19 protein-coding genes are annotated in these 25,570 nt (G+C 36.2%); 9 read left to right on the top strand and 10 right to left on the bottom strand.

Annotated elements, in window-relative coordinates; all coding sequences use genetic code 11:
- Window positions 1–118: 118 nt before the first annotated feature.
- The 5 genes from FC88_RS00675 to FC88_RS00695 form a co-directional block, all read right to left on the bottom strand.
- On the bottom strand, window positions 119–1,594 hold the full coding sequence (locus FC88_RS00675) for an FAD-dependent oxidoreductase (protein ID WP_057811893.1): 1,476 nt from the start codon (window positions 1,592–1,594) through the stop codon (window positions 119–121).
- 20 nt (window positions 1,595–1,614) lie between these two features.
- Entirely contained in the window at window positions 1,615–2,550 is a 936-nt protein-coding gene (locus FC88_RS00680) for an NmrA family NAD(P)-binding protein (RefSeq protein WP_057811894.1), read from the bottom strand.
- Window positions 2,551–2,647: 97 nt separating this feature from the next.
- A complete protein-coding gene (locus FC88_RS00685; protein WP_057811895.1) occupies window positions 2,648–3,523 on the bottom strand; it encodes a LysR family transcriptional regulator in 876 nt (291 codons plus the stop codon).
- A gap of 57 nt (window positions 3,524–3,580) precedes the next feature.
- A complete protein-coding gene (locus FC88_RS00690; RefSeq protein ID WP_057811896.1) occupies window positions 3,581–4,216 on the bottom strand; it encodes a GPP34 family phosphoprotein in 636 nt (211 codons plus the stop codon).
- A gap of 11 nt (window positions 4,217–4,227) precedes the next feature.
- Entirely contained in the window at window positions 4,228–4,806 is a 579-nt protein-coding gene (locus FC88_RS00695) for an SGNH/GDSL hydrolase family protein (protein ID WP_083484524.1), read from the bottom strand.
- 92 nt (window positions 4,807–4,898) lie between these two features.
- Here FC88_RS00695 and coaA point away from each other — a divergent pair, with 92 nt between their 5' ends.
- The 8 genes from coaA (at window position 4,899) to FC88_RS00735 (ending at window position 17,975) form a co-directional block, all read left to right on the top strand.
- Window positions 4,899–5,825, top strand: a complete 927-nt coding sequence (gene coaA, locus FC88_RS00700; RefSeq protein ID WP_057811898.1) for a type I pantothenate kinase — start codon at window positions 4,899–4,901, stop codon at window positions 5,823–5,825.
- Between the two features lie 57 nt (window positions 5,826–5,882).
- A complete protein-coding gene (gene guaA, locus FC88_RS00705) occupies window positions 5,883–7,448 on the top strand; it encodes a glutamine-hydrolyzing GMP synthase (RefSeq protein WP_057811899.1) in 1,566 nt (521 codons plus the stop codon).
- A 125-nt stretch (window positions 7,449–7,573) separates the two neighbouring features.
- Window positions 7,574–8,194, top strand: a complete 621-nt coding sequence (locus tag FC88_RS00710) for a PASTA domain-containing protein (RefSeq protein ID WP_057811900.1) — start codon at window positions 7,574–7,576, stop codon at window positions 8,192–8,194.
- A gap of 205 nt (window positions 8,195–8,399) precedes the next feature.
- Entirely contained in the window at window positions 8,400–9,293 is an 894-nt protein-coding gene (locus tag FC88_RS00715) for a serine hydrolase (RefSeq protein WP_235526884.1), read from the top strand.
- A 123-nt stretch (window positions 9,294–9,416) separates the two neighbouring features.
- Window positions 9,417–11,216 (top strand): FAD-dependent oxidoreductase, encoded by a 1,800-nt coding sequence (locus FC88_RS00720; RefSeq protein ID WP_057811902.1) that lies wholly within the window; start codon window positions 9,417–9,419, stop codon window positions 11,214–11,216.
- Between the two features lie 90 nt (window positions 11,217–11,306).
- Window positions 11,307–12,542: a DUF389 domain-containing protein gene (locus tag FC88_RS00725; RefSeq protein ID WP_057811903.1), complete on the top strand. Its 1,236-nt coding sequence runs from the start codon at window positions 11,307–11,309 to the stop codon at window positions 12,540–12,542.
- A gap of 87 nt (window positions 12,543–12,629) precedes the next feature.
- A complete protein-coding gene (locus FC88_RS00730; protein ID WP_057811904.1) occupies window positions 12,630–13,169 on the top strand; it encodes a dihydrofolate reductase family protein in 540 nt (179 codons plus the stop codon).
- Window positions 13,170–13,475: 306 nt separating this feature from the next.
- Window positions 13,476–17,975: a hypothetical protein gene (locus FC88_RS00735; protein WP_057811905.1), complete on the top strand. Its 4,500-nt coding sequence runs from the start codon at window positions 13,476–13,478 to the stop codon at window positions 17,973–17,975.
- Window positions 17,976–18,054: 79 nt separating this feature from the next.
- Here FC88_RS00735 and FC88_RS00740 read toward each other — a convergent pair whose 3' ends face one another.
- From FC88_RS00740 to FC88_RS00750, 3 genes are all read right to left on the bottom strand, one after another.
- On the bottom strand, window positions 18,055–20,808 hold the full coding sequence (locus FC88_RS00740; protein ID WP_057811906.1) for a cation-translocating P-type ATPase: 2,754 nt from the start codon (window positions 20,806–20,808) through the stop codon (window positions 18,055–18,057).
- A gap of 163 nt (window positions 20,809–20,971) precedes the next feature.
- Window positions 20,972–22,102 (bottom strand): CAP domain-containing protein, encoded by a 1,131-nt coding sequence (locus FC88_RS00745; protein ID WP_057811907.1) that lies wholly within the window; start codon window positions 22,100–22,102, stop codon window positions 20,972–20,974.
- Window positions 22,103–22,182: 80 nt separating this feature from the next.
- Complete coding sequence (locus FC88_RS00750; protein WP_057811908.1) at window positions 22,183–23,046, bottom strand: SDR family oxidoreductase; 864 nt, start codon at window positions 23,044–23,046, stop codon at window positions 22,183–22,185.
- Window positions 23,047–23,123: 77 nt separating this feature from the next.
- On the opposite strand from FC88_RS00750, the gene FC88_RS00755 reads away from it, so the two are divergent.
- Window positions 23,124–23,873: an alpha/beta hydrolase gene (locus FC88_RS00755; RefSeq protein WP_057811909.1), complete on the top strand. Its 750-nt coding sequence runs from the start codon at window positions 23,124–23,126 to the stop codon at window positions 23,871–23,873.
- 50 nt (window positions 23,874–23,923) lie between these two features.
- Here the strand turns inward: FC88_RS00755 and FC88_RS00760 are convergent, their stop codons facing one another.
- Both FC88_RS00760 and FC88_RS00765 read right to left on the bottom strand, forming a co-directional pair.
- Window positions 23,924–24,574 carry a nitroreductase gene (locus tag FC88_RS00760; protein ID WP_057811910.1) on the bottom strand — a complete coding sequence of 217 codons (651 nt, stop codon included), beginning with the start codon at window positions 24,572–24,574 and terminating at the stop codon, window positions 23,924–23,926.
- A gap of 2 nt (window positions 24,575–24,576) precedes the next feature.
- Window positions 24,577–25,464: a LysR family transcriptional regulator gene (locus FC88_RS00765; protein WP_057811911.1), complete on the bottom strand. Its 888-nt coding sequence runs from the start codon at window positions 25,462–25,464 to the stop codon at window positions 24,577–24,579.
- Window positions 25,465–25,570: the final 106 nt, after the last annotated feature.

Below are 25,570 nucleotides of genomic sequence, written 5' to 3' on the forward strand. Positions count from 1 at the left end.
AATATATTTTATAATTTTAATTTCATTGAAATGTCAACTTGACAAGGCAGAGTGCAGTCTGACCGTCATTTCCTCGTTTACATATTATAACGTTTTGTTTACTAGAACAACTTGAAGTTTATTTTTTTAGCTCATTAACAGCTGTTTCACCAGCAATTCGACCAGAGTTCCAAGCAAAGGCACAACTGATACCTTCTAGAGTTGGATAAGAAGTATCATACATACCACTAGCATTATTTCCGGTAACGAATAAATTAGGTAAAACTTGTCCATCAGTCTTTAAAGCGTGTAGTTTATCATCGACTGAGATTCCGCCAATAGTCCCCAAAGTAGTTGATTGAGCTTTGATGGCATAGAATGGAGCTTTCGAAACATTAAATTTCAAAAATTCAGAATCTTTACCAAAATAACTATCATCTTTTTTTGATACGACATGATTGTATTGTTCAAAACTCTTTTCAAGAATAGTAGGGTCAAGATTTAATTTTTTAGCTAGATCTTCAATGCTTTCGCCACAAACGGCAGCATCTTGATCAATAGCTTCTTGGAGGTCGGAATAAATATTTTTAAAAGGACCAACGGCATGAGTCATCGGATCGTGCGAAAGGGTTTTGAAAGTTCGTTCAAAAGAATCAGTCCAATTTAATTGGTTATTTTTCAAATAGTCGATTGTTGGTTGATCGAGTACGAAATAATAGTATCCGCCGTTAGTGTAAGTGGTATTGCCCCACAAGGCGAAATCGTAGACAATATCTTCATTAACGAATCTTTCGCCACGACGATTCAACCATAAGAAAGGTAAATTAGTTAAAGAGAAGATGGTGTTGTTATGCCATTTAGGGTCAGTTTTAGAAACGACTGATGCAGCGTGATTTTCAAAAACACCTAGTCCACTGTTGTCAGCACCTAATTCCGTCAGCATCTTAATCCCATCGCCGGTAGCTTTACGTTCACCCATACTGTAGAGATCTTTACTGTTGATAGTTAAATATTTATCGACCATTTCTTGGTTTCCAACATAACCACCATCGGAGAAAATCACTTTAGAACAAGTTATTTGTTTGCTGTCGCCATCTTGATTGATAATTAATTTTATTAAACTATCATTTGAATAATTAATCGATTCGACAACAGTTTTAGTCAGTAATTGTCCGCCATTATTAGTGAAATTATTCATTAATTTTTGAAAACCATCAAACTTATCAATATATTGATGATAAACACGAGGATGTCCTTGATGAACTTCTTGAGTATTATTCACTAATTCTGTTTGTAGACCATTTTTTGCTAACCAGTCGATTGTATCAGCTGATTTGTCGATGATAGCTTTTGTCAAACGGGTATTAGAACGATAGTGAGTATAATTAAGCATTTCTTTATAAGCATCACTAGAAGAGTAGTCGATTCCATTCTGCTTTTGCAATTTGCTACCAGCAGCGAATAATCCTTGAGCGCCAAACATACCGGCACCGCCGAATTTGTCACCTTTTTCTAGTAAAACAACCTTTCCACCATTTTCTACTGCGGCAAGGGCAGCTCCGATTCCTGAAGCCCCAGCGCCAACAACGACAATATCAGTTTGTAATTCATTCATTTTTCTACCTCGCAAAATCTTTATGCATCGACTGAGTGACGTGCACCAATTTGATATTCATCAGAACTTTCAAACATGCTTTGGACAGTACGTGGTTGCTGACCAGTTAATTTAAAGAAGTCTTTAGAGAAAGTACCCATTTTACCTTCACGAATAGCTTTACCAAAAGTTACCATACCATCAGATGAGAAAGGAGCAGAGCTGTCTTTCTTGAATTTGCCATCGGTAGTACGGGGAACGCCCATTTTATCAAAGACTTCGTAATCTTGTTCATCAGTGATTTCTTGGTATTTAACATCGTTACCAGTAACCTTGTTTCCGATATTTACTAAGTCAGAAATTGTCATTAATTCTGGCCCGTTGATATTTAAAATTGAATGTTCTAAGTCTGAAGCCATAGCGTAAGCAGCAGCGATAGCACAGTCTTGACGAGAAATGTAAGCCATCTTACCATCACCTTGGTTATTAGCTAAGACGCCAGTTTTTGCCATTGTGAAGTAGTTAGTGATCATTGCTTCGGCATATTGGGAATTACGTAGGAAAATATAATCTAGTTCAGTGTTCTCAACGTAAGATTCTGTCCAAGCATGGTCTAATTTTTCAATACTTGGGTTAGTTGGATCAGTTGAATTAACTAAAGAAGTATAGACTATTTGTTGAACGCCACTAGCAACACAAGCATCGATAACGTTCTTATGAGCTTGACGGCGTTTTTCACCAACGAAAGGCATGGAAATGAGTAATACTTTTTTAGCTCCTTGGAAGGCTTTGGCTAAACCATCAGGATCATTAAAGTCAGTGACACGTGTTTCATAGCCTTGGTTACGATATTTTGCGATTCCTTTTTCTGTAGGAGCGGTGAAAATCAATTGAGATTTGTCGAGTAATTTAATAGCTGTTTCTGCGGCTATACCACCGAAATTACCATCTACACCAGTAAAAATATATTTGTCCATAGTTCAATACCACCTTTGATTAATTATTAAGTCTATTTTATGTGAATAAATTAACAATAGCTAATATGGAATTGAAGTATGGTATAAGCAAATACTTCTAACTATGGAATAACTTAATAATTTTTTGTAAATGAGGATTAGTATTATCTTTTCGCCAAGCCAAACAGATTTTATACGTATGTTTGGTATTTTTTATTTGGATGCGATGAATATTATTGAATTCACTTGAAATTTTTTTATAATCGGGCATGAAGGTGATCCCTTTGTTCAGCTGGACCAGTAAAAAGGCAGTATCTATGTCAGAAACTGTCGCAACTATATTAAGTGGAACATTGTCCTGTTTAGCATGATCACGCATTTTTAAATATGAATTAGTATTTGGACGATTGGCAATGTAAATGACTCTTTCATTAAGCAGTTCTTCAGGATTAATGGTGTTTCTTTGATACCAGGGATGATTGGTTCCGACTATAACGTCATATTTTCCCTTGGCAAGATTAATCGTGGACAATTGCTTTTTGTCAGTGATTTCTGAATCAAAGGTAATTGCCAAGTCGACAGTTTGATCTAGTAATTTATCTTGAATATCATTCAAATCACTTTTGACTAAATATAGTTCTAAATCATCTACCGTTTGAATTTTGGGTAAGACTAATTGTTCAACAGGTTCTACAGCACCATTAGGATAAGCGACGGTTAAAGTATTTTGAGTTTGACGTAATTGAGCTATCTCACCTTTTAAGACACCGTATTGCTCAAGAATTATTAAGGAACGCCGATTGACTACTTCACCAATTCTAGTTAATTCGATTGGCAATTTATTACGGTCAATCAATGTGACATTGAGTTCTTTTTCTAATTTTGCGACTTGTTGACTGATAGCTGTTTGAGATATGAAATTCTCATCGGCGGCTTTTGAAAAACTATGTAGACGGGCAACATCACAAAAATAATGTAGTCGAGTGAAGTTCATGATTTTCTCCTTTTATAAAAAAAGACACCCTCGCAAGAGGATGCCATTGATTTTTCCTTAACTCAAAAGTGTCAAAGTAACGCGGTTCAAACGTTTCGACAATTCAAACAATTTCTCATAAGTAGGGTCGTTGTTATACAATGCCATCTTAGCTTTGAGTTGTTTTTGTTCAAATTGTGAGAAGTAAAACTTCAAGTCGTGATTGCCATAAAGTGTGGCTAACAATGCGAAAGCCTCTGGTGAAATTTTATCCGCCGTCAGGATTTCTTTACGTAAGTCAGAAACTAATTCACGCTTGATGTTTCTATCAGGCAAGTAATTATTAGTTTTGAAAACTAAACCAGTTACAGCTTTAGTCACGTCGACTTTATCAACTAGTGAATCACCAATTTCATTGTAAATAACTTGAGTGATTTTTTCGTTGGTAGCCATGGCTCGTAAAACGTGAGTGACGTTTTTACCTTGATTCTTATTGATGATTTGGAAAAATTCGTTCAAATATTTTTTGTCATCCGGCAAAACCTTATTAATGATGACACTGTTGTCAGTCAAATCGATAATGTCATTTAGCGCTAAATCAAAGAATGAACTTTCGGCTAAATAAGCACGACGTCTGGTATTCTTAAAAATACGAATACTACCTTTTTCGTTACACGATAAAATAAAATATTTTTGAGGAATATTTAAATCCATAAAGTGCTCCTTTAGTTCGACACTAACTGATTGTTAGTTAATGTGGCTTTAATTTCTGGTATTAACTCGTCTTCTAAGAGGTTATAACCTTGCTTGGTAAAGTGCAAACCGTCTGCTTGTAGCAAGTCATTAAGATTATCGCAATTAGCCATGTCATGTAGCAAGTCGATATACGATACGTCTAGTTGCTTGCTCAAATGTTCTGTTACCAACTCGAATTGTAATTGGCGGGTCCAAGGTCTAGTAGGATCTTTGATCCAGTCAATATAAGGAGGAGATAATAAAATAACTTTGCTTGATCCTAAAGTTTCTATTATATTAGTCAAATTGGCCGCAAATTTACCAGGTTTGATTTCATCGTCTGTCGAAATATCGTTGACGCCAAATCCTAAAATCACCACGGCAGGATTTAGACGTTTAACTCGATCAACACGTGTCATAGCATTATTGGTCTTATAGTCGGAAATTGACATATTAATGACTTCATAACCAGGAAAGTCTTTTCGGATGTGTTTAGCCAAGATATCACTAGCTTTGCCATCACGAAAACCCATCATGGTCGAGTCCCCAAATAATACTATTCTCTTCATATATTGTTTCCTTTTTCAAAAAAGTTCTATACTATACTAGAATACCAGAAATCTAATAAAAGTTAATTATTATATTAAGCAGGTTTAACAATATGCAAAGTTTAGCTAACTATGATGAATTTACTCGAAAGCAATGGGAAAACTTCCACGGTGAATATACCAAGCAAGCGATTACTGATGGAGAATTGCGTAAGATCAAGTCATTGGATGATGAAATTTCAATTGACGATGTTCGTTCGATTTATGCGCCAATCCGCCATTTACTTCATATTTATTTGAAAAATTATCGCAAACTGACCAAATTAAAAACTGAATTTTTGGGTGAAGAAGCTCGAAAAGTTCCGTTTATTATTGGCGTTTCCGGTTCAGTAGCAGTTGGAAAGAGTACCACAGCCCGATTATTAAAAATAATGTTGGAGCGGGCTTATCCGCAATACAACGTGTCACAGATGACAACTGATGGCTTCTTATATCCTAGTAAAATTTTGAAAGAACGCCATTTGATGAACAAAAAAGGTTTTCCAGAGACTTATGATATGGGTAAACTCTTGAAGTTTTTAGGTGATGTCAAAACTAAGGGTGGCCGCATCAAGTATCCACTTTATTCACATAACATTTACGATATTATTCCAGAAAAGTATGAAGAAACTGCCAATCCAGATATTTTGATTGTTGAAGGGATAAATGTATTACAATTGCCTCAGAACGAACAGATCTATGTCAGTGATTTCTTTGATTTTTCAATTTATATCGATGCGGAAGTAGAAGATATTGAAGAATGGTTCTTGAATCGTTTTGAAACGTTATTGGATTTAGCTCACAACGATCCTAACAGTTACTATTACCAATTTACCCAGATGCCGGAAAAAGAAGCTATGGATATGGCAAAGAACGTTTGGGATACGATCAATTATCCAAATTTGCGCGATTATATTAAGCCAACAATGAATCGAGCAGATCTTATTTTGCACAAATCTGAGGACCATCAGATCGATAAAATTTATCTAAGAAAATATTAAGCGTATACAATATATGACATGGAACGTGATTTCGTATACAATAGAATAAATAAAAAAATGGGGGAAATTGATTTGAGCAAGCAATGGCCTGATGCTGATAGCATCATCGTTCTAGACTATGGTAGTCAATATAACCAATTGATTACTCGTCGTATCAGAGATATTGGAATTTACTCTGAATTACTACCAAACACTATTACTGCTGCAGAAGTTAAAGAAATCAATCCTAAGGGTATTATCCTTTCTGGTGGACCAATGAGTGTCTACGACAAGGATGCCTTTTCAATCGACCAAGACATTTACAAGCTAGGTATTCCTATCTTAGGTATTTGTTACGGTATGCAATTGATGTCTTATAACCTTGGCGGAAAAGTTGAATCAGCTGATAACCGTGAATACGGACGTGCTGATATTGAAGTTACTGATAAGGATGCTGTATTATTCAAAGACTTACCAGAAAAGCAATTTGTTTGGATGAGTCATGGTGACCTTGTTAAGGAAGCACCTACTGGTTTCAAGGTAGTAGCTACAAGTAAAAATGCACCTATTTCATCAATCGCTGATGACGAACGTAAAATGTATGGTGTTCAATTCCATACTGAAGTTAGAAATACTGAATTCGGTTCAGAAATTTTGAAACACTTCGCATTTGATGTTTGTGGCGCAGAAGCTAACTGGTCAATGGATGATTTTATTGATCAACAAATTCAAAAGATTCGTGACACTGTTGGTGACAAGAAGGTTCTTCTTGGACTATCAGGTGGTGTTGATTCTTCTGTTGTTGGTGTTTTGCTACACAAAGCTATCGGTACACAATTAACAAGTATCTTCGTTGATCACGGTCTTCTAAGAAAGAACGAAGCCGACCAAGTTATGGATAGTTTGGAAGGCAAATTCGGTTTGAACATCATTAAAGTTGATGCTCAAAAACGTTTCCTAGACAAACTTGCTGGTGTAACTGATCCAGAAAAGAAACGTAAGATTATTGGTAATGAATTTATCCAAGTCTTCAATGACGAAGCTCAAAAGCTTGATGGAATTGATTTCTTGGCTCAAGGTACTCTTTATACTGACGTTATCGAAAGTGGTACAAGTACTGCTCAAACAATCAAGTCTCACCACAATGTTGGTGGACTTCCAAAAGACATGCACTTCAAGTTGATCGAGCCTCTTCGTACATTGTTCAAAGATGAAACTCGTGAACTAGGTGAAAAACTAGGCATGCCTCACGAATTAGTATGGCGCCAACCATTCCCAGGACCAGGTCTTGGAATTCGTGTTATCGGTGAAGTTACCGAAGAGAAGTTACAAATCGTTCGTGATAGTGACTGGATTCTTCGTGACGAAATCGCTAAAAACGGCCTAGACGAAAAAATCTGGCAATACTTCACAGTCTTACCAGGTATTCGTTCAGTTGGTGTTATGGGTGATGGTAGAACTTACGATTACACAATCGGTATCCGTGCCGTTACATCAATCGACGGTATGACAGCTGACTTCGCTAAGATTCCTTGGGATGTCTTGCAAAAGATCTCCGTAAGAATCGTAAACGAAGTAGATCATGTTAACCGTGTAGTTTATGATATTACTTCTAAGCCGCCCGCAACTATTGAGTGGGAATAATATTCCGTAGATTAAAAGCATCTCTGATTAAGTTCAGGGATGCTTTTTGTTCTGCTTTCGGTTATTATTGTTAAAATTAAATATAGATAAATACACTATATCTTTTTGAAAGGATGGGAACGGTTATGTCAGCAAAAGATGGTAAAATGGACAAATTTATTAAAGGAGTAGACAAATTAACAGATTCCAAAGGGATTTCAAAACTAGGCAAGACTTTAAATAAAACGATAGACATTGCTGGGAATATAATCAGTTCTACAGCCGAAGTTACAAATCATCAAATAGACGAACGTAATAAACGCCATCAATTTGATATTAAACTGCCAGATATCAGTGGTTTAAGCTTGGATCAGACGAAAGATTTGTTTGATTCGATAAATATTAAATATGCCTTTGTAAAAGTCGATCCAGATGTCAAATTAGTGTCCACCAAAGTCGACACAGTCTTGAAGACAGTTCCTAAACCTAAAACTGTTTTGCCAGCTGGGGGCTTTGTTAAGATTTATTATCTTGATAGTGAAGGTTTGGAACAAAGTCAAAAAATCCTAGCAGATTCCGTTCATAAGAAACAAGTTCGCAAAGAATCCACGAAAGCTTTGTTTGATAAAGTCGGCCAAGGGACAGCTGCGGGAGCTAATAAGGTTTTGAAAGTTTCTAAGAAATTGGTTCTACATTCAAAAAGACCTAAGAAAATCAAAGCTACTATTGTTGAAAAGCCTAAAGATTCTAATGAAGTAGACAAATAACACATAATTCCATTTGTTACTTATACATTTATTTCAAATCGATAACAAAACGCCCGAATGTAAAAATAACGTAAAGAAAACGTATAAATTATTTCTCAAAATGGCTCGTATAATGGAACTACTGAAAGATTTGTAGTTGAGGAAATGAGGTAATCTCATAAGAGTTCAAAAGAGAAGACGCAAAAAATATTTACGTTTATTTTTAGTGGTTTGTTTATTGGTTGTCGGATTTGGTTACTATCACAACAATTCACAAGCTTCGATAAGCAGTAGTGACAATTCTAAAGTAACTAAAGCTGTTAAAAAGAAACGCAAAATTATCAAAACTAATTTAACTAATTATTTAAATACTGTGACTGCTGACGGAACAGCTAGTGTCAGTTTTTACAATTTAGGAAATGACGATAGTAATTCTAATAGTAAGTACAATCAAGTTTATCAAGAAGGTAATTTAGAAGTTGAATCCAATGCTTCGACAATCAAAACAGCTGCTAGTACGTACAAGTTATACTTATCAGCTTTCTTGATGGGTCAAAAGCAAAACGGCAATTTTAGCTGGACTAGTGAAAATAGTACTGGTTTCAACAAAATGATTGTTAATAGTGAAAATGATTTCGCTGAAGAACAAATTAATAATTATAGTGCTGATACAATCAGTTCTTACTTGAAAAAACAAGGCTATTACGGCAATGTCTTCCAAGAAGGACAAGCAGCTCAGACTACTAGTTATAGTTTGGAACTATTGTTAAGAGACTTGGAAAATGGAACAGGCTCATTTAAGAATTCATCGGATCAACAAAAGTTACTCAATCTCATGGGCAAGCAAATTTATCGAACAGGAATTCCAACCGGTGTAGCACAGGCCAATTCAGGTACAACTGTTCAGGATAAAGTTGGTTTTCTTGATGATACTAACAATGATGCGGCTATTGTTACCTTACCAAACGGTCAAAAATACGTTCTTGTTATCATGACTGATGGTCACAACCAAAGTGGGTTGAGTGGTTTCTCAAGAATTGCAGAAATTGCTAAGAATGTTCAGGAAATCGTTTATGGCGATGATGCTGGTAAGAAATTAGTTAATTATTCGAATAATTAGGGAATGCCTTTGATTAAATTCAAGGGTATTTTTTGTGCGCAATTTAGCAATACCGATTACACTATGAAGAAAAGTTATGCTACCATTTTAAGTAATCGGTTACAAAAATGGGGGATGATGCTTATGAGTAAGGTACAAACATTCAAGGGAACTGCTCAAAGTTTCCATGGACCAGTGACTGCCATTGTTACAGTTACAGACGGAAAGATTTCCAAAGTTGAGAGTGACAATATCGCTCCTAATACTGTTGGAAAACTAGCAATTGAAAGTATGCAAAACCAAATGACATCTGGACAAACTGAGGATATTGATGCCATTTCTGGTGCTTCATCCAGTACTAGTAATTTTAAAAAAGCTGTCGAAAAAGCTTTGGCAGTTTATCGTGGCGAGCTATCACAAGAAGATGCTTTGGACGTTAATGTCTTAGCACCAACTGATGGTGGCAAGGATAAATCTATCAATCGTCCCAAACCTTCACCTGCTAGAGGACCAGTTTATTGCAGTGACGGTTTGAAATTTGATGATTCAGCTGATGTCGTAGTAGTTGGTTCAGGTGGGGCTGGATTGGCCGCTGCAGCACAAGCCGCTCAAGATGGTTTATCAGTTTTGATTTTAGAAAAAGCCGGGGTTCCTGGTGGGACAACCAACTATTCTGGCGGTGTTATTCAAGCCGCTGGAACTAAATATCAAAAAGAATTTACCAAATATCAAAACGATACTCCTGAAAAACACGCTAATTTGTGGTTAGCTGCTGGTGAAAATCGTGTTAATCCAGAATTGGTCAAAGATTTAGCTAACGGTGCTCCTAAGAATATCGAATGGTTAGCTGATCAAGGAATCAAGTGGAGTTCAATTTATGGTCACTGCCACATTCCTTACGTTAAAGATGAAGACTTCGCCGATAGAATCCACGTCTATGATGGCGGTGGCGGTATGGGTCAAGGAATTGTTCTGACTCAAGCTTTGTTAAAGACTGCTTTGGACAATGGAGCTAAAATCAAGTATCAAGCTCCGGTCGTTTCTTTGATCCAAGTTGCTGGTACTAAAGAAGTTAAGGGTGTTGTGGCACAAACTCAAACTGGTGATATTTACGTCAAAGCTAACAAAGGTGTGATTTTGGCTACCGCAAGTATCGACCATAATGAGGAATTGGCTCATGACTTGAATGCTCAACAATATCACGATTTACAAGACCACGCTTGTCTTTCAACGGTGACTGATACTGGTGACGGAATCAAGATGGGTCAAATGGCCGGTGCCGCCGTTGCTGGTATGGGTGGAACGATTGATTTTGACAACAAGACTGGTAATGCGACTGATGACCGAGTTCCAACGATGCCTTCAATTTTTGTTAATAGTCAAGGACAACGTTTCGTTTGTGAAGACGCTACGTATGCTTATACTTATCGAGCAATTTTCCAACAAGAAGCTCAACTTGGCGGTTCAACTTACATGATTTTTGACGAGAAATCACTTTCTGCTAAAGGTAGCGTTTGGGATAAAGAATCATTAGAAAAAGATTTGGATAAAGGTGACGTTCAAAAAGCTGATTCAATTGAAGAATTGGCTGAATTAATCGATGTACCGGTAGCTAACTTGCAAAATACGTTAGATGTTTGGAACACTAATGCCGCTACTGGCAAGGATCCCGAATTTGGTCGTCGAACAGGTATCCAAATTTTGGCCGCTCCATTTTATGTTCATAAGAATAGAGAAGCTAACCTCGGTGCTATCGGTGGTTTGAAAATCAACGTTAACTGCCAAGTTTTGGATAACGCTAATCAACCAATTAGTGGCTTGTTCGCTGCTGGATTGAATGCCGGTGGTTGGATTGGACCTTATTATCCAGGTTCAGGTACAGCTATTTCTGGTATCGTTCATCAAGGACGTAAAGCTGCGCAATTTATTAAAGAAAATAATTAGAATTAAGGGATGTCTTTGCCGGCATTCCTTTTTTAATATTCTCGTGAATGTAATAAAATAGAACTAATTAAACATTTGTGAGGGATAACAATGGATATGGATGGAGAAGATCAACTACTAAAGTCGGATATTATTGACAAGCACGTCCGACAGAATCTCAATCTTAGCTGGTTGAATTTTGCGGTGCTATTTTGTGCGACGATAATTGCTAGTATTGGTTTGAATATGGATTCAGTAGCGATAGTTATTGGTGCCATGCTGATATCACCAATTATGGATCCTATCATCGGAATGGGTTATGGTGTCGGGATCCGTGATACGAAGCTGTTGAGAAAAGCTGTCATGGTTTATTTGATTGAAGTGATTGTTGGTTTAATTGCGGCAACGATTTACTTTTCACTTTCGCCGATTAAAGATGCCAGTGAACAAATTATTGCTAGAACTCAACCGGCCATTTGGGATGTATTAGTAGCGTTCTTTGGTGGTGTTGCCGGTATTATCGGTTCTGCCAAAAAAGATCCCGGAAATATTTTACCTGGAGTTGCGATTGCGACAGCTCTAATTCCACCATTATCGACCGTGGGCTATGGCTTGAGTCAGTTTAAATGGTCGATAGTCTTTAGTGCCGGTTATTTATTCTTGATTAATACTTTCTTTATCGCTTTAGCAACGATGTTAGGAACATTAGTCTTTAACCTTAAACAACACCGTGCCAGTGGAATTCCTATAAAAAATCAAGTGCTAATTATCATTGCGGCGATTATTATTACGATTCCTAGTTTGATTTCTGCCTCGACTTTGGTCAAAAAAACTTACAATGAGACACAATTGACGAGTTTTATCGATAATGAAATACCTGGTTTGTACGTGGTCAATAAGCAATTTGAGGATAAAAAAATCAAGTTGGTCGTTATTGGAGATGATTTGAACAAGTCAGAAATCAGTAGCTTGGATAATCGTTTGAGCGACTATCAATTAGGTGATTATAAATTACAATTCCAGCAACTTTCGAAGGGTAATTATTTGAGTGTCAATGCCTTCAAGAAGTATGTCGACCAAGAGAAGAGCAGTACTACTCAATCGACTACAAGTAGTAGCGATAAGAATCTGTTGAAATTAAAGAGTCAAATTACCAAAGAATATCCAGATGCGGTAGAGAAAGTTTATATTGGTCAATTAGTAGAGAAAAATAAGAGCGATAAGGCTTTGATCTTAGTTAAATTAAAGGATGAAACACCAGATAATCAAACGGACGTTAAGAAATTTGTTAAAACGTCAGCTGATAAACTGAATATTGATTATTCGTTGCATTTTACCAAAGATTAAAATACGGAATGTAAAGAAATAATTATCGGATAATCATTCAATTGGCTATATAATTATGTTTAAGAAAGCTGATTGGAGGATTGGGTTATGGCACGGAAAGTTATTCTATTTATTGCGGAGACTTTAGATGGATATATTGCGGAAGAAAATGGCAATATCGACTATTTGATTGATAATGATTTTACTTCGGGGGAAACGAAAGATCGTGAGTATGAGAGGCTAGTCAAACATATCGATACAGTAGTTATGGGCCGCAAGACTTACGATCAAGTTGCTAACAAGCTATCTCCCAATGATTATCCATACGATAGTTTTGAAAATTATATTATGACAAGACATCCCGGGGACGATGTTGGTAATATTCACTTTATTGATGAAGATGTGGAAGATTTGATTCGGGGCTTGAAACAAGAAGCGTCGAAAAAGGATATTTGGATCGTCGGTGGCAGCAGCGTGATTGCTCCACTAGTTAATAGCGACTTAATTGACGTTTATCAAATCGGCATCGTTCCAATTGTTTTAGGCAAAGGTATTCCGTTGTTTTCAGATAAAACTAAGTTTAAAGAATTCAATTTAGTAACAGCTAAAAAAGTAAATGGTATCGCATATTTAACATATGAAAAATAATAAAGCCACTCAATTTTGATATTTGAAAATTGAGTGGCTTTTTGTTGGATATAATTTTTAAATTTTTATATATCATAGTGATGTTTGTACATTATTTTTATGATTTATTTTATTTATAAAGTTATAAAGTACTTGTAATCAGTTACATAATAAGTGTTATTATCAAGGTGTTAGAATGCTTTTAAGATTTGTCGTTATGATAATTAGGCTATTTCATTCGGATTCTTCAAGTGAAGTAACTTTTTTAATTTTTATATATGTTATTGAGATTAATTAAAGTTTTTTGGAAAACGGAGGGATTTTTCTATGAAGAAGAATGTTAAATATATTGGTAGTGCAATTGCAGTGGCATTGTTAGCTGCTGGAGCTCCGGTCGTGATTTCTATGATGGTACCCACAAGTGAAATTGTTGTTAATGCCGACGGGGTTGATTATAATCCACCATCTGACTTACCAATAACTACTTTTCTTAATGATTTTATGAGTCAATTTGGTGATCAGTATGTGTCAAATTCTCAAGTGTTTGTAGATGCATTAGAGCAAAAGTATCCTTACATAGTAGAAGGTAAATATTCATATTTTGATCCTGATAATCCGGCGCATGTTTTGGATTTACAAAGGGATCCTGCTGTGGAAATGTTAAAAATTAAGAAAAATACTTTTCCTCTTGCTAATGGTAATAATGATTATTATCGTGATGTTTTAGGCTCTCTTAAATTAACTGATGCAAATCAAAATCAGATTATATTGAAAAGTGCCGATGATTACTCAAGAGTAGAAGATGAATTTAAAAATAATAAAATACCATTTCCTATTACAATTGAAATACAAATGGTATCATCAACGAATCCATCGGATGGATATGGAACATATACCCCACCCTCTCTAGAGACACCAGGCGTTACTTCAGACATGATTTACAAAAAGTTTAAGATTAATATGAGTAGATTTGATGTAACTAAGGAAGTTACATCACCTAATGTAGTAGTAGGAAGCAGTTTATCTGACTCTGCATTGGTCAATAATAATTCATTGAAGGTTACTGATAATTATTCGGTTACCAATGGTGATGGACAAAGGGTTCCTATTTATGGTAAAAGTTTGTTTACCGGTACAGACGAAGGGAAAAAGGCGGCTGCTGATTATGCTAGCAGTTCTCAATTTAATCCAGATTCTATGGATAGTGGAAATATTCCTTCAGGAGTTTTAAATTCTGACAATCAAATCACAAAACCTGGAACATACTATCAAACAGTATCATATAAGTTGGATAACGGAAATGATAAGGCTATTGAAGCAATGTTAAATGATTCTGTAGATCCAGAAACAAGTCAAAAAGTTAATTTATATAAATTATTTATAAACGGAAGTAATACTGAGGCAACAGTAGGTACTGATTTTATTTACAATAAGTCTGTTGGCATGATTACTATTATTCGGCCAATTAACGTTGTAGACAATGGAGTAAAAAAGAATATTGTAAATCAAGAGACAAACGTTGGTGAAACAAAGTACTCCTCAGAGATTGTAGCAGGTAATACGCTATCTGATGGAGTAGGAAATTCGTTAATAAATGATTCTGACACTAATAGGGGAATTACCTTTGGTGATAATTATTATTCTGAAAATACTGATCCAAGTGAGGTTTTGAACAACGATAAAGATAGTTCGGTTAATGTAACTGATAGTAATGGAAATTTTATTCAATCAGGAAATTATCTTCGTACAATAACATTTCATTTGATTACTAGTTCTGTTGATACAAATAAGTTTGGTACGGAAGAAAATAAAGATTATGTGTTGAATACTGATAATAATACAGTTACTTATATTCAAAAGGTTCATATAGGTGATCCTACACAAAAAATAGATGTAACTGTAGATATCCCCGATGTTAATGTTTATTATATGGATCCCGTTAATACTGATACTAATGAATTAAAAATCAGTACAAAAAATGGAGATATAATTAGTAGTAATGTGGAAATAGGAACTTCTTATTACGGTAGTGCTGAAAATGCTCTTGAAAAAACTAATCCAGAAACAATAGTAAAGAATGGAGTATATAATTCAATTGGTGATAAATATAGAACGGTAACTTACACTTTACCGAAGAATGTTAGTTACTATACTTTTCCTAAAACAGAAAATGATGTCGGGTATACTACTGATGGAAATACCGTGACTTATGTGCAAAAAGTTAAGATTAATCGTATGATAGCTACAGTTACGGTTGATCCTTTAGAAATACCTTTAGGAACAAGTATTAATGACTCGTCAGTAAGTAATGAAAATATTGGCCTTTCAATAAAAGCAAATAATAAAGAATTAAATCATACTGATCCTGTTATCACCTTTATAAGTGATAATACTGGATACAATACTAATAATTATTTTGTTAATAAAGAAAATGCTTTGGATGGTAGTCCTAGTTCAACAAATATTATTGAAAATGGCAAATTTGTTCATTCTGGAACATATTATCGTGTTGTTAGAATAACTAATACGATAATGCCAGGTGCATATAATTATCAATTGGAATCGGATAGTGACAATATGAAAGTAATACCAGGTGGAACACGCTATTATTATTATGCACAACCAGTAATAGTTTCTGAACCTAAAGAAACATCAGAGAATATTAATGCTTTAACCGTAATAGCTGGGACACCAAGTGATGGCGCTTCTATTGATGGAACAAAATTAAATGATTCTACAATTTATGATATAAAGGATGTCTCTGATTCGGGTAATCCTAATTCAATTGTATCTAATGTAACAATTGGAGACTATTATGAAAAAGAAAATGATGCTTTAGAGGGTGATAAATCCAAGACTGCTGACACCACTAAAGGATTGACTAAGAGTACCTACTACAGAACTATTACTTTCAAACTCAATGAAGGTGATGGATATAAATATAGTTTTCCAAATGCTGAAAAAATAGACGCAGAAAATGATGAAGTCACATATATTCAAAAAATCACTGTTGATCCAATTGTTGCTAAAGTAGATTCAGCAACTGTGCCAGAGATTACGATAAAGGATCTTATCAGTAAGTTACCTGATAGTTCTAATTATGCTTTGAAAATGAAGGATGATACACCTATTCATGCAGAAGTTGAATCTGATACCGTATATGAAGATAGCAATTTAAATACTCCTGTTAAAAGCGATACTTTTGATAAGGCGAAAACTTATTACCGTGCTATAACATTTAAACCAACGGATTTATCTGCTGAAAGCTATAAGTTCAATGATCCTAATATTACTAAAAATTCAGATGGTACTATTACTTATGTTCAACCGATTACGGTTAATAAAAAGAGTACAGCAAACTGGACGGACGATTCAAATAAGGGAAATAATATTCAGAATTTGAACGTAGATGTAACAGTTGGTGACGATGATAGTGCTTTATCTAATACTGAAGGTTATGATTTAACAGACGCTGCCTCAAAAAGCTTAGTTGATAAAGAGAACAATAATGGGATTTTATTATCTCCTGAATACTACAATATAAATTCTGATGGAACTGCTGGCGAAAAATCGGATTATGCTTCTGGATATAAGATTATGAGACCAGGAACTTATTATCGTCAGGTTACATTTAGTTTATTGGCAGGTGTACCTGAAGATTATGACTTTAGTAAATTGCCAGGCTATGTAAGTTCAGATGATAATTCGGTAACCGTTGATCAAAAAATTACCGCTACAGCTTTAACTCCAAGCGATGATATTAAGGATGCTTCAACGACCACCGGTACTTCATCAACGTCCAAATCTGTTGAAAATCCAGCTGATATTGCTTTAACTGGTAAAGATAATGCATCCCTTATTAAATCAGATCCAACTTTTGATGGTTTTTATGATAAGGATGGCAATAAGTTATCTGACGTTGTAGATAAGAACGGTAACTTTACTAAAGCTGGAACTTACTATCAAAAAGTTACGGTTCCATTAACGGATAATGCTGACTACGCTTATGATTTTGATTCATTGAATGGAACAGTAAATCACGATGCTGAAAATCCAACGGTTACCTTTATGCGTACAATAACCGTTAATCAACATCATAGTAGTGGTTCATCAACAAATACGAATTCTGAAGACGAATGGACCTACTATCAAGATGCTGGTGTGGTAACAACTAAGACAACAGAACCAACATATTCCTTGAATAACCACGCTAATGAAACGATTCAAAATCGTGCTTTGTCCGGAGATTCTAGTTGGGTAACGGATCAGTACCGTGTCAACAATCGTACTGGCGTTAAACAATATCGGGTTGCGACTGGCGAATGGATTGATGCTAACGATGTCTACTTCCGTGATAATGGCAATAATACCGAAGATGAGTGGACTTATTACAAAGATCCTGGTGTAGTTCTTACTAAAGAAACACAAGAGTATTATTCTTTGAATAACCACGCTAACGAAACGATTCAAAACCGTGCTTTGTCTGAAGATTCTGGTTGGATAACGGATCAATATCGTGTCAACAATCGTACTGGTGTCAAACAATATCGAGTTGCGACTGGCGAATGGATCGATTCACACGATGTTATTTTCGTTAAAGATGTACAAATGATTGTTAACGTTGATGAAACAAAGGACTATTACAATCTTCATGACATTCAAAAGAATGCTAACAGCAATCGTGCTCTAGAAAAGAAGACCTCATGGCTCACTGATAAAGTAGCAATCGATTACGATGGTTCAACGTATTACCGTGTCGCTACAAATGAATGGGTCAAACAAGAAAATGGTGTCCATCTAGACACATCCGTTTGGTATAAAAATTAATTTTTGAGAATCATGTCTTAATTGACATGGTTTTTTTTACGTTAAAAAAGCCGATAGAAATTTATCTATCAGCTTATTTTTACCAAATTTTAATCTTAAAGATTTCTTTCAAACCAGACAAAATCAACGTTGGCAAAGCAGGCACGAAGATTACTGCCAAATAGATCCAACCTGGCAAAGTGGCTGTCCCCATAACTAAATTGAAGAATGGCAAAATAGTTACCAAAACAGAACTCACTCCAGCAAACAACACTGCTACAAGAAGGCGGGGATTGCTGAAAGGATTTCTTCTAAATAGGGTATGCGAACTTCTAGCATCAAAGACGTGCCACAATTGACCAAAAACTAGTGTTAAGAAGGCAACTGTTTGTGCTTCGTTACTGTTTAAACCAAAGTTGGCAGCCCATAAGAAACCAAGATAAACCATAGCTCCCATGATAGTCCCTCGAATCAATACTCGAGACCAAGTGTGATTAGCCAAGACGGATTCATTAGGGTCACGGGGATTTTCTTTCATAATATCTGATTCAGCCACATCATAACCCAAAGCAAATGAAGGTAAAGCATCACTGACCATATTTACCCAAAGGACCATTAAAGCTGTCAAAGTTGGTGTACCAGCAGGAACTTGCCCGACTGTTTGTCCAAATAAAAGTAAGCCTAACAATAAAGCCAAAACTTCAGCTACGTTGGTAGTTAATTCGTGGCGCATGAAATTTTTGATATTGGCATAAATCGTTCGACCACTTTTGACTGATTTTTCAATCGTAGTGAATTTGTCATCTAATAAAATTAAATCAGCAGAATCCTTAGTAACTTCAGTACCATTGATTCCCATAGCGATACCGATATCAGCTACTCGTAAAGCTGGCGCATCATTGACACCATCACCAGTCATAGCTACAACTTGGTGGTGTTTTTGAAGTTGTTTGATAATACGCTGTTTGTGTTCTGGTGATACTCGAGCATAGATATTAGTATTGAGAACCTTTTGGAACAATTCATCATCAGACATTTTTTCAATTTCACTACCATTAACTACCGGCGCATCTTTTGACTTAATGATGCCGAGGTCATAAGCGATAGCACGGGCAGTATTAGCATGGTCTCCAGTGATCATCACGACTTCGATATTGGCATCGTGCAATTCTTTAACAGATTGCTTAACTTCAGGACGTGGAGGATCGATGATACCGGCCACCCCAACAATTGTTAAGTCGATTTCCAATTCTTCAGTCGTGGCACTGAGGGCTTGTTTCTTTGATAAAGGCTTAATCCCCACGGCTAGAGTTCGTAAGGCTTGATGGGCAAATGAATTCACAATTTCCATAAAATCATTTTGGGCATCGAGTCCAGAAACTTTTTCACCATTTAAAATGATATCTTGACTGTTTTTTAGTAGTACGTCAGGGGCACCTTTAGTATAAAGTTGATAACCGTCGTCATTTTTTATAACAACACTCATCATTTTGCGGTCACTAGTAAAGGGTAGTGTTCGAATAATTTCACTATTTTCTAATAACTGGTTTTTCGTGATTCCAGCTTTTTGCCCTAAGACGTTCAACGCAATTTCAGTCGGATTACCGAAAGGTTTGAATTCACCGTCTTCTTCTTTGATCACGGCTTCGTTACAAAGAACCGCACCAGTCAAGAAAGCTGAATTGGTGGGCTTAATGTCGTCAGGATTAGTGATTTTACCAGTTGGAGCATAGCCTAATCCAGAAACATCAAAAACAGCATTTCCGTCGTAAAATTTCGTGGCAGTCATTTCATTTTGAGTTAGAGTTCCAGTTTTATCAGAACAAATATAGGAAGTACTACCGAGAGTTTCGACACTATCAAGGGATTTAATGAGTCCTTTATTTCTGGCCATTTTACTGGCACCGATAGTTAGAACGATTGATAAAACTGCTGGCAATGCGTCGGGAATTGAAGCTACTGCTAAAGCGATAGAGGTGGATAAAACGGAGGTTATGGAGTTGATACTTAATTCTCCAGCTCGAATGATTCCAATGATGAATGTCAGTACAACGATTCCGCCGGAGACTTTCATCAAAGTTTTAGTTAATTTGTTGATAGTATTTTGGAGTGGGGAAACCTTGTCATCAACAGATTCAATTAATTTAGCGATGTTACCTAATTCAGTATTAGCACCAATTCCAACTACGATTCCGACACCCTGGCCGTTAGCGACGGTTGACCCAGAATAACCCATGTTGTAACGATCTCCCAATTGGGCATCTTGGTCAATTTTGTCGATATTTTTTTGGATAGCATCGGCTTCACCGGTCAAATGTGATTCGATTACTTGGAGTTCATCGGTTTGAAGCCAACGTACGTCCGCTTCGACAAAATCTCCTAATTGAACTTTTAATAAATCACCGACTACGATGTCACTAGTGGAAATGCTTTGCCATTCACCATCTCGAAAGACAGTCGCTGAACGGTCATTCATTTCCTTTAGAGCATCAAGACTCTTTTGTGCTCTGATTTCTTGCCAAAATCCTAAAAAGGCATTAATGATGATCAAAATTAAAATAGCTATAGCTTCATATAATGACTCAAAACCATGTTGGGGATCAGGTTGAGTCTGGAAAGCATAGATGGAACTAGCAAATGATAAAATTACAGCACCTAATAAAACGATGACGATGGGTTCTTTGAAACTACGCAAAAAAATCTTCCAATAAGGATCATTTTTCTTTTCGGGTAATTTGTTTTCTCCATAGAGTTTTCGATTTTGTTGGACTTGTTCGTTAGTTAAGCCAATATTTTCATCGACTAGGAGTTTGTTTAACACCTCATCTTTGGTTTGTTGGTAAAACTTCTTCATAAATTCATTCCTTTCAATTTTAGGCCGAAAAAAAGCGCAAGCATCAAGAAACTTCCTTACCCTCGGAAGTGTTATCTTGAAAGCTTGCGCTCAACCTAGTTATATTTATCTGTAAGACAATTGTATCATTTATTTAAAAGACACGCCAATCAGGTGTTTATAGTTAGATAGCATCTTTTGAAATGAATTTAGTATTAGGATTTGAGCCTGTGTAATAGTAAAGATTATTGAATTGGTCTAATGTACCGTAATTCCAGTCAGCTTCAAAAGCAGCGTCTTTATCAGTAATTCCAAGACCAACGTTTGGACCACTGTAAATCAAAGCAGCACGGTGACCGAAATGTCCGACTTGTCCAGGTGTAGAGTAGTTATTGTCTTCATCGTACCAACTCTTGAGCATGAAGTAGGCAGCATCCTTGTCAGATTTAACGCCGGCATATTTCATGTAGTCGAAGCCACCACCTTCAAGGTTTTCAGACATATCTCTGTCAGCTGTTGAGTGATCAAGGTTAAGACCATCTTGTTGTTGAGCACGTTGTGTAGCATAGCTCATCAAGTCTTGAGATAGTTGGACTGGGGCTGTTCCGTTAGCCTTGTGAAGGGCATTTAGATAGGCAACGAAGTACTTGTTAATTTGACTTAGATTAGGTTGATAGTCAGAAGTATTTTGATTGGAACCAGCATTGTTATCGTTGTTAGTGTCAACATTAGTTGATGTGTTGTTATTATTGGTATTAGTGTTTGTATTGTTTTGAGTATTGATACCAAAGTCGGCAACATAAGTAGCTTGAGGAACTGGCATATTGAAAGCCATATTTAAACCGTCGGCATATTCGTGTGTTGAGACTTGAGCAAAGTATTGTCCCAGTTTGTTAACAATGATTTTGCCGACTAGCCATGAAGAACCGTTAGCTAAAATACGATTGGACATTGAATTAGTATCATCACGGTATAATTGAGCGTTACCACCGATGATCTTACCGGCTAATTTTTGTTGAATTGTTGGGACGTTAACAGAATATGAAGCATCCACAGCATTTAGATATTCGTTCGTAGCTACTTGGTAGTACATTTCATCATTGATATCGATAATTTTGCCAACAGCCCATGCTGAATTAGCTGCTAAAGCTCGATTGTGAATCAAGTTCCCGTTAGCAGTATATAAATTGGCTATCTTGTTTGCTGAAACCGTGGCAACCCCGGCAGCCTCGGCATCTTTTTGAGACATTGCTAAAGCTCCAGTAATAGCCATTGCCAATGCAGCAATGATTGTAGCTGATTTTCCAAATTTCATAAAAAAATCCCCCTATAATTTTTTCCTAAGTATCGGATAGTTTAATCATAGGTGGATTTTATAAATATTTCAATATAGTTTTAAATAAAATAATCACGATAATTTTCGACGTAATCCTTGATATTTCTAGGTTTGTGTCCGAGGACTTTTTCAGCAGTATCGGTAACCTCTTTGGCATTGCCTAATTGGGTAATTAAGTAGAGCATCACCATCACGTTGACAAAATCTTTTTTGAGACCACGTTTTAGCATCGTTTTGCGAAACTTCAACAGACTAGGTTTGCTATAAGTAATCTTGGTGCCTAAAACTTGAGTCATGACTTGAGCAATTTCATGATAATTCAAGGCTTGGGGACCAGTGATATTGAGTTTTTGGAAAAGATATTTATCGTCAAGCATCGTGATGCCAGCAATTTCTCCGATATCACGAGTGTCAATGAAACTTGTTCGAGAATTACCTGCCGGAATGAAGAGGTCATGATGATTTTTGATGTCGTATAAGTGTGTCGTGTCGAGATTTTGCATGAAGAAACTTGGACGAATGAACGTGTAAGGGATGTTCAATTCGAGAATCATCTGTTCAATTTGGTGGTGCGGTGTCATAGGATTTTTTTCGACACCTAATAGCGAAACAAAGACTATTTGGTCAATTGACTGATTTTGAGCATAGCGCAAGAATGGCAACATATCTTGCTTAGGGTGTCCTAGTTGTGGGGGACGTACGAAGAAGACTTTTGATACGCCGTCAAAAGCATTCGCAAAAGTAGTATTATCTAAAAAATCAAATTTCTTAACTACTACGTTATCCATATTCTGAAATTTAGTTTGAGCTTTGTCAGGATTGTGTGATCCAGCTACGATTTGAATATTTTCTTGTTTATTTAAGAACTCTATCAATGGAAAACCGATGTTACCAGTTCCACCGATAATCAGAAATTTTTCCATTATCCCACCTCAATACAATTATTTTTATCTCTATCATATATCTTTTAGTATTAAAATAATCAAAAGGAGTTGGAAAAATGAGAGTAGAGATTAAACGAGATGGCTTAACTTTACGAGGGGATTTTGTTAAACCAAAAACTGCTAAATTTAATTTAGTTATTTTGATGCATGGCTTTACTTCTAATCGGGGGATCGAGCCTAGTCAATTATTGTATCAATTAGCTCAACGTTTCGTGGCTGAAGGGTTAGGTACGTTATGTTTTGACTTCAATGGTCATGGAGAAAGTGACGGACGTTTTCAAGATATGACAGTTTTGAATGAAATTGCCGACGGCAAAGCTATTTTGGATTACGCTCGTAGTCTTGATGGTGTCGAAAATATTTACTTACTGGGACATTCCCAAGGTGGAGTTGTGGCTAGTATGTTGGCTGGTTATTATCCTGAAAAAATAGCTAAATTAGCCTTGTTAGCTCCAGCCGCAACGTTAAAAGATGATGCTCTAAAAGGTGATACTCAAGGATATACCTATGATCCCAAAAATATTCCTGATACTTTGCCTATCAAAAAAGGTCTAACTTTGGGTGGCTTTTACTTACGAACAGCTCAAACTTTGCCAATTTATGAAATTGCTAGTCAATACCATGGACCAGTCTGCTTGGTTCACGGTTTGAAGGATACCGTAGTAAATAATATTGCTTCAAAACGTTACGATGATTGTTATACCAACGATAAATTGCATTTGTTGGATGATGCAGATCACGGGTTTGGGATTAATAATTCTCGTCAAGAAGTTTTGAACATTGCAACAAAATTCATGTTAAGTTAAAAAATAAACCTTGTTAGAATGTAGTTTTTCTACAATCTAGCAAGGCTTTTTTAGTCTTTGATTTTCAACACATCATCTAAAGGAACACGTTTTGAACGATAAGTATTGATGACTGAATCTTGTGCATACCCAATCGCGATACCGACTACCAAAGTTTCATCTTCAGGAATATCGGTAAATTTTCTAACGACATCAGGGAAACGAACGCTGGTGTAATTAGGAATCGTGTCGAGTCCCTTGTTTTGAGCAGCTAACATCAAGGTTTGACTGAAGGCCCCGGCATCAAAAATTGACCACTTTGAAGAATCTTTTGGAATCGTGATAAAGAGCATAGCAGGAGTGCTATATAAGTGAGAACTAGCGAAACTCATTTTCTCATGGGCTTGGTAAAAATCATCGAAGTGATGTACTATTTCGTGACGCCATTGTTTCATATTAGCTTGAGCAGCTTCACTCCAATCTTCTCGGTGCATGACGGGAAAATCAGGATATCCTTTTTGAGAGTCTTTATCTAAATAAGCTTGTTTGATACTTTCCAAAGTTTTACCAGTAGCAGCGTAAACTTTCCAAGGTTGAGAGTTGACCCATGAAGGAGCTTTTTGAGCTTCTTGAACAATTTCTTTAATTAAATCTATTTTGACCGGTGTGTCCTTGAAGTCACGGACAGAATGACGGTCATTGAGTACTTTTTTAAAATCCATTATTAAATTTCCTTTTTAGTAATATTTTTGCATAATGTTTCTAGAAATAATTTACCAACAGTTGGTAAGTTACGATTTTTGTTCCAAATAATTGTATTGGGTTCAGTTAATTGTGGCCTTAACGGACGAAAAACTAAGCCATCGAGTGAGGTCGTGTCGATTAATTTGTCATAAGTCAGCGCCATGCAAGCACCAGTTTTTACTAGTAGGGCAGCGTTGAAAATCAAATTGTAAGTTCCAACAAAGTTGAATTGTTCAATTAGGCCGTTACTCCAATCTTGGAAGATCTTCTTACCTTGAACTTGGCGAGAAACCAACAGTGGCCTACCAATTAAATCACTTGGAGAGATACTTTTATGACTGGCTAGTGGTTCATCACGTTTCATAATAATTCCCCAACGGTCTTCAGCGGGTAATTGTAAGGTGTGGTAATTGTCGAGTTGACGGTGTCCCATAATGATACCGAATTCCAAAATTCCACTACTTAAATCAGCTTGGATTGTTTCAGCGTCACCACTTCTGAAGTTGATATGAACTTCGGGATATTTGTGCATGATATCTTTGATAGTTTCCATGACACAATCTAATGCCATACTTTCACCAGCACCAATATCGAGTGTGCCGCTGACGACGTCTTGTTTTTGAAGGTTGTCAGTTGTCTTATTCACTAAAGCCAAAATTTCTTGAGCTCGTTCGAATAAGTAATAGCCATCAGGTGTCAGTTGTAATTGTCTTTTTCCACGAATGAAGAGCTTGGTACCTAGTCTGGTTTCTAGTTCATTGATCTGTCTGGACAAAGCCGGTTGGGAAACGTACAACATTCGTGCAGCTTTTGACATATTTTGTTCTTGAGCAATCTTGATAAAGTATCTCAAAACTCTAATATCCATTGTCACGCCTCCATTATAATTAAATGTTATAGATAACCATTATCAATGAGTATTTAACATTATAATAATCACTTCGTATAATGAATTCAAGCATTAAGAAAAGCGA

Source organism: Companilactobacillus futsaii JCM 17355, assembly GCF_001435505.1.
Taxonomy (GTDB): Bacteria; Bacillota; Bacilli; order Lactobacillales; family Lactobacillaceae; genus Companilactobacillus; species Companilactobacillus futsaii.

Coding starts and splice junctions, on each gene's coding strand:
- FC88_RS00675 (WP_057811893.1), bottom strand. CDS start 1,594: ATGAATGAATTACAAACTGATATTGTCGTTGTTGGCGCTGGGGCTTCA.
- guaA (WP_057811899.1), top strand. CDS start 5,883: ATGGGGGAAATTGATTTGAGCAAGCAATGGCCTGATGCTGATAGCATC.
- FC88_RS00750 (WP_057811908.1), bottom strand. CDS start 23,046: ATGGAAAAATTTCTGATTATCGGTGGAACTGGTAACATCGGTTTTCCA.
- FC88_RS00680 (WP_057811894.1), bottom strand. CDS start 2,550: ATGGACAAATATATTTTTACTGGTGTAGATGGTAATTTCGGTGGTATA.
- FC88_RS00690 (WP_057811896.1), bottom strand. CDS start 4,216: ATGGATTTAAATATTCCTCAAAAATATTTTATTTTATCGTGTAACGAA.
- FC88_RS00735 (WP_057811905.1), top strand. CDS start 13,476: ATGAAGAAGAATGTTAAATATATTGGTAGTGCAATTGCAGTGGCATTG.
- FC88_RS00755 (WP_057811909.1), top strand. CDS start 23,124: ATGAGAGTAGAGATTAAACGAGATGGCTTAACTTTACGAGGGGATTTT.
- FC88_RS00695 (WP_083484524.1), bottom strand. CDS start 4,806: ATGAAGAGAATAGTATTATTTGGGGACTCGACCATGATGGGTTTTCGT.
- FC88_RS00740 (WP_057811906.1), bottom strand. CDS start 20,808: ATGAAGAAGTTTTACCAACAAACCAAAGATGAGGTGTTAAACAAACTC.
- FC88_RS00745 (WP_057811907.1), bottom strand. CDS start 22,102: ATGAAATTTGGAAAATCAGCTACAATCATTGCTGCATTGGCAATGGCT.
- FC88_RS00765 (WP_057811911.1), bottom strand. CDS start 25,464: ATGGATATTAGAGTTTTGAGATACTTTATCAAGATTGCTCAAGAACAA.
- FC88_RS00710 (WP_057811900.1), top strand. CDS start 7,574: ATGTCAGCAAAAGATGGTAAAATGGACAAATTTATTAAAGGAGTAGAC.
- coaA (WP_057811898.1), top strand. CDS start 4,899: ATGCAAAGTTTAGCTAACTATGATGAATTTACTCGAAAGCAATGGGAA.
- FC88_RS00725 (WP_057811903.1), top strand. CDS start 11,307: ATGGATATGGATGGAGAAGATCAACTACTAAAGTCGGATATTATTGAC.
- FC88_RS00685 (WP_057811895.1), bottom strand. CDS start 3,523: ATGAACTTCACTCGACTACATTATTTTTGTGATGTTGCCCGTCTACAT.
- FC88_RS00760 (WP_057811910.1), bottom strand. CDS start 24,574: ATGGATTTTAAAAAAGTACTCAATGACCGTCATTCTGTCCGTGACTTC.
- FC88_RS00730 (WP_057811904.1), top strand. CDS start 12,630: ATGGCACGGAAAGTTATTCTATTTATTGCGGAGACTTTAGATGGATAT.
- FC88_RS00720 (WP_057811902.1), top strand. CDS start 9,417: ATGAGTAAGGTACAAACATTCAAGGGAACTGCTCAAAGTTTCCATGGA.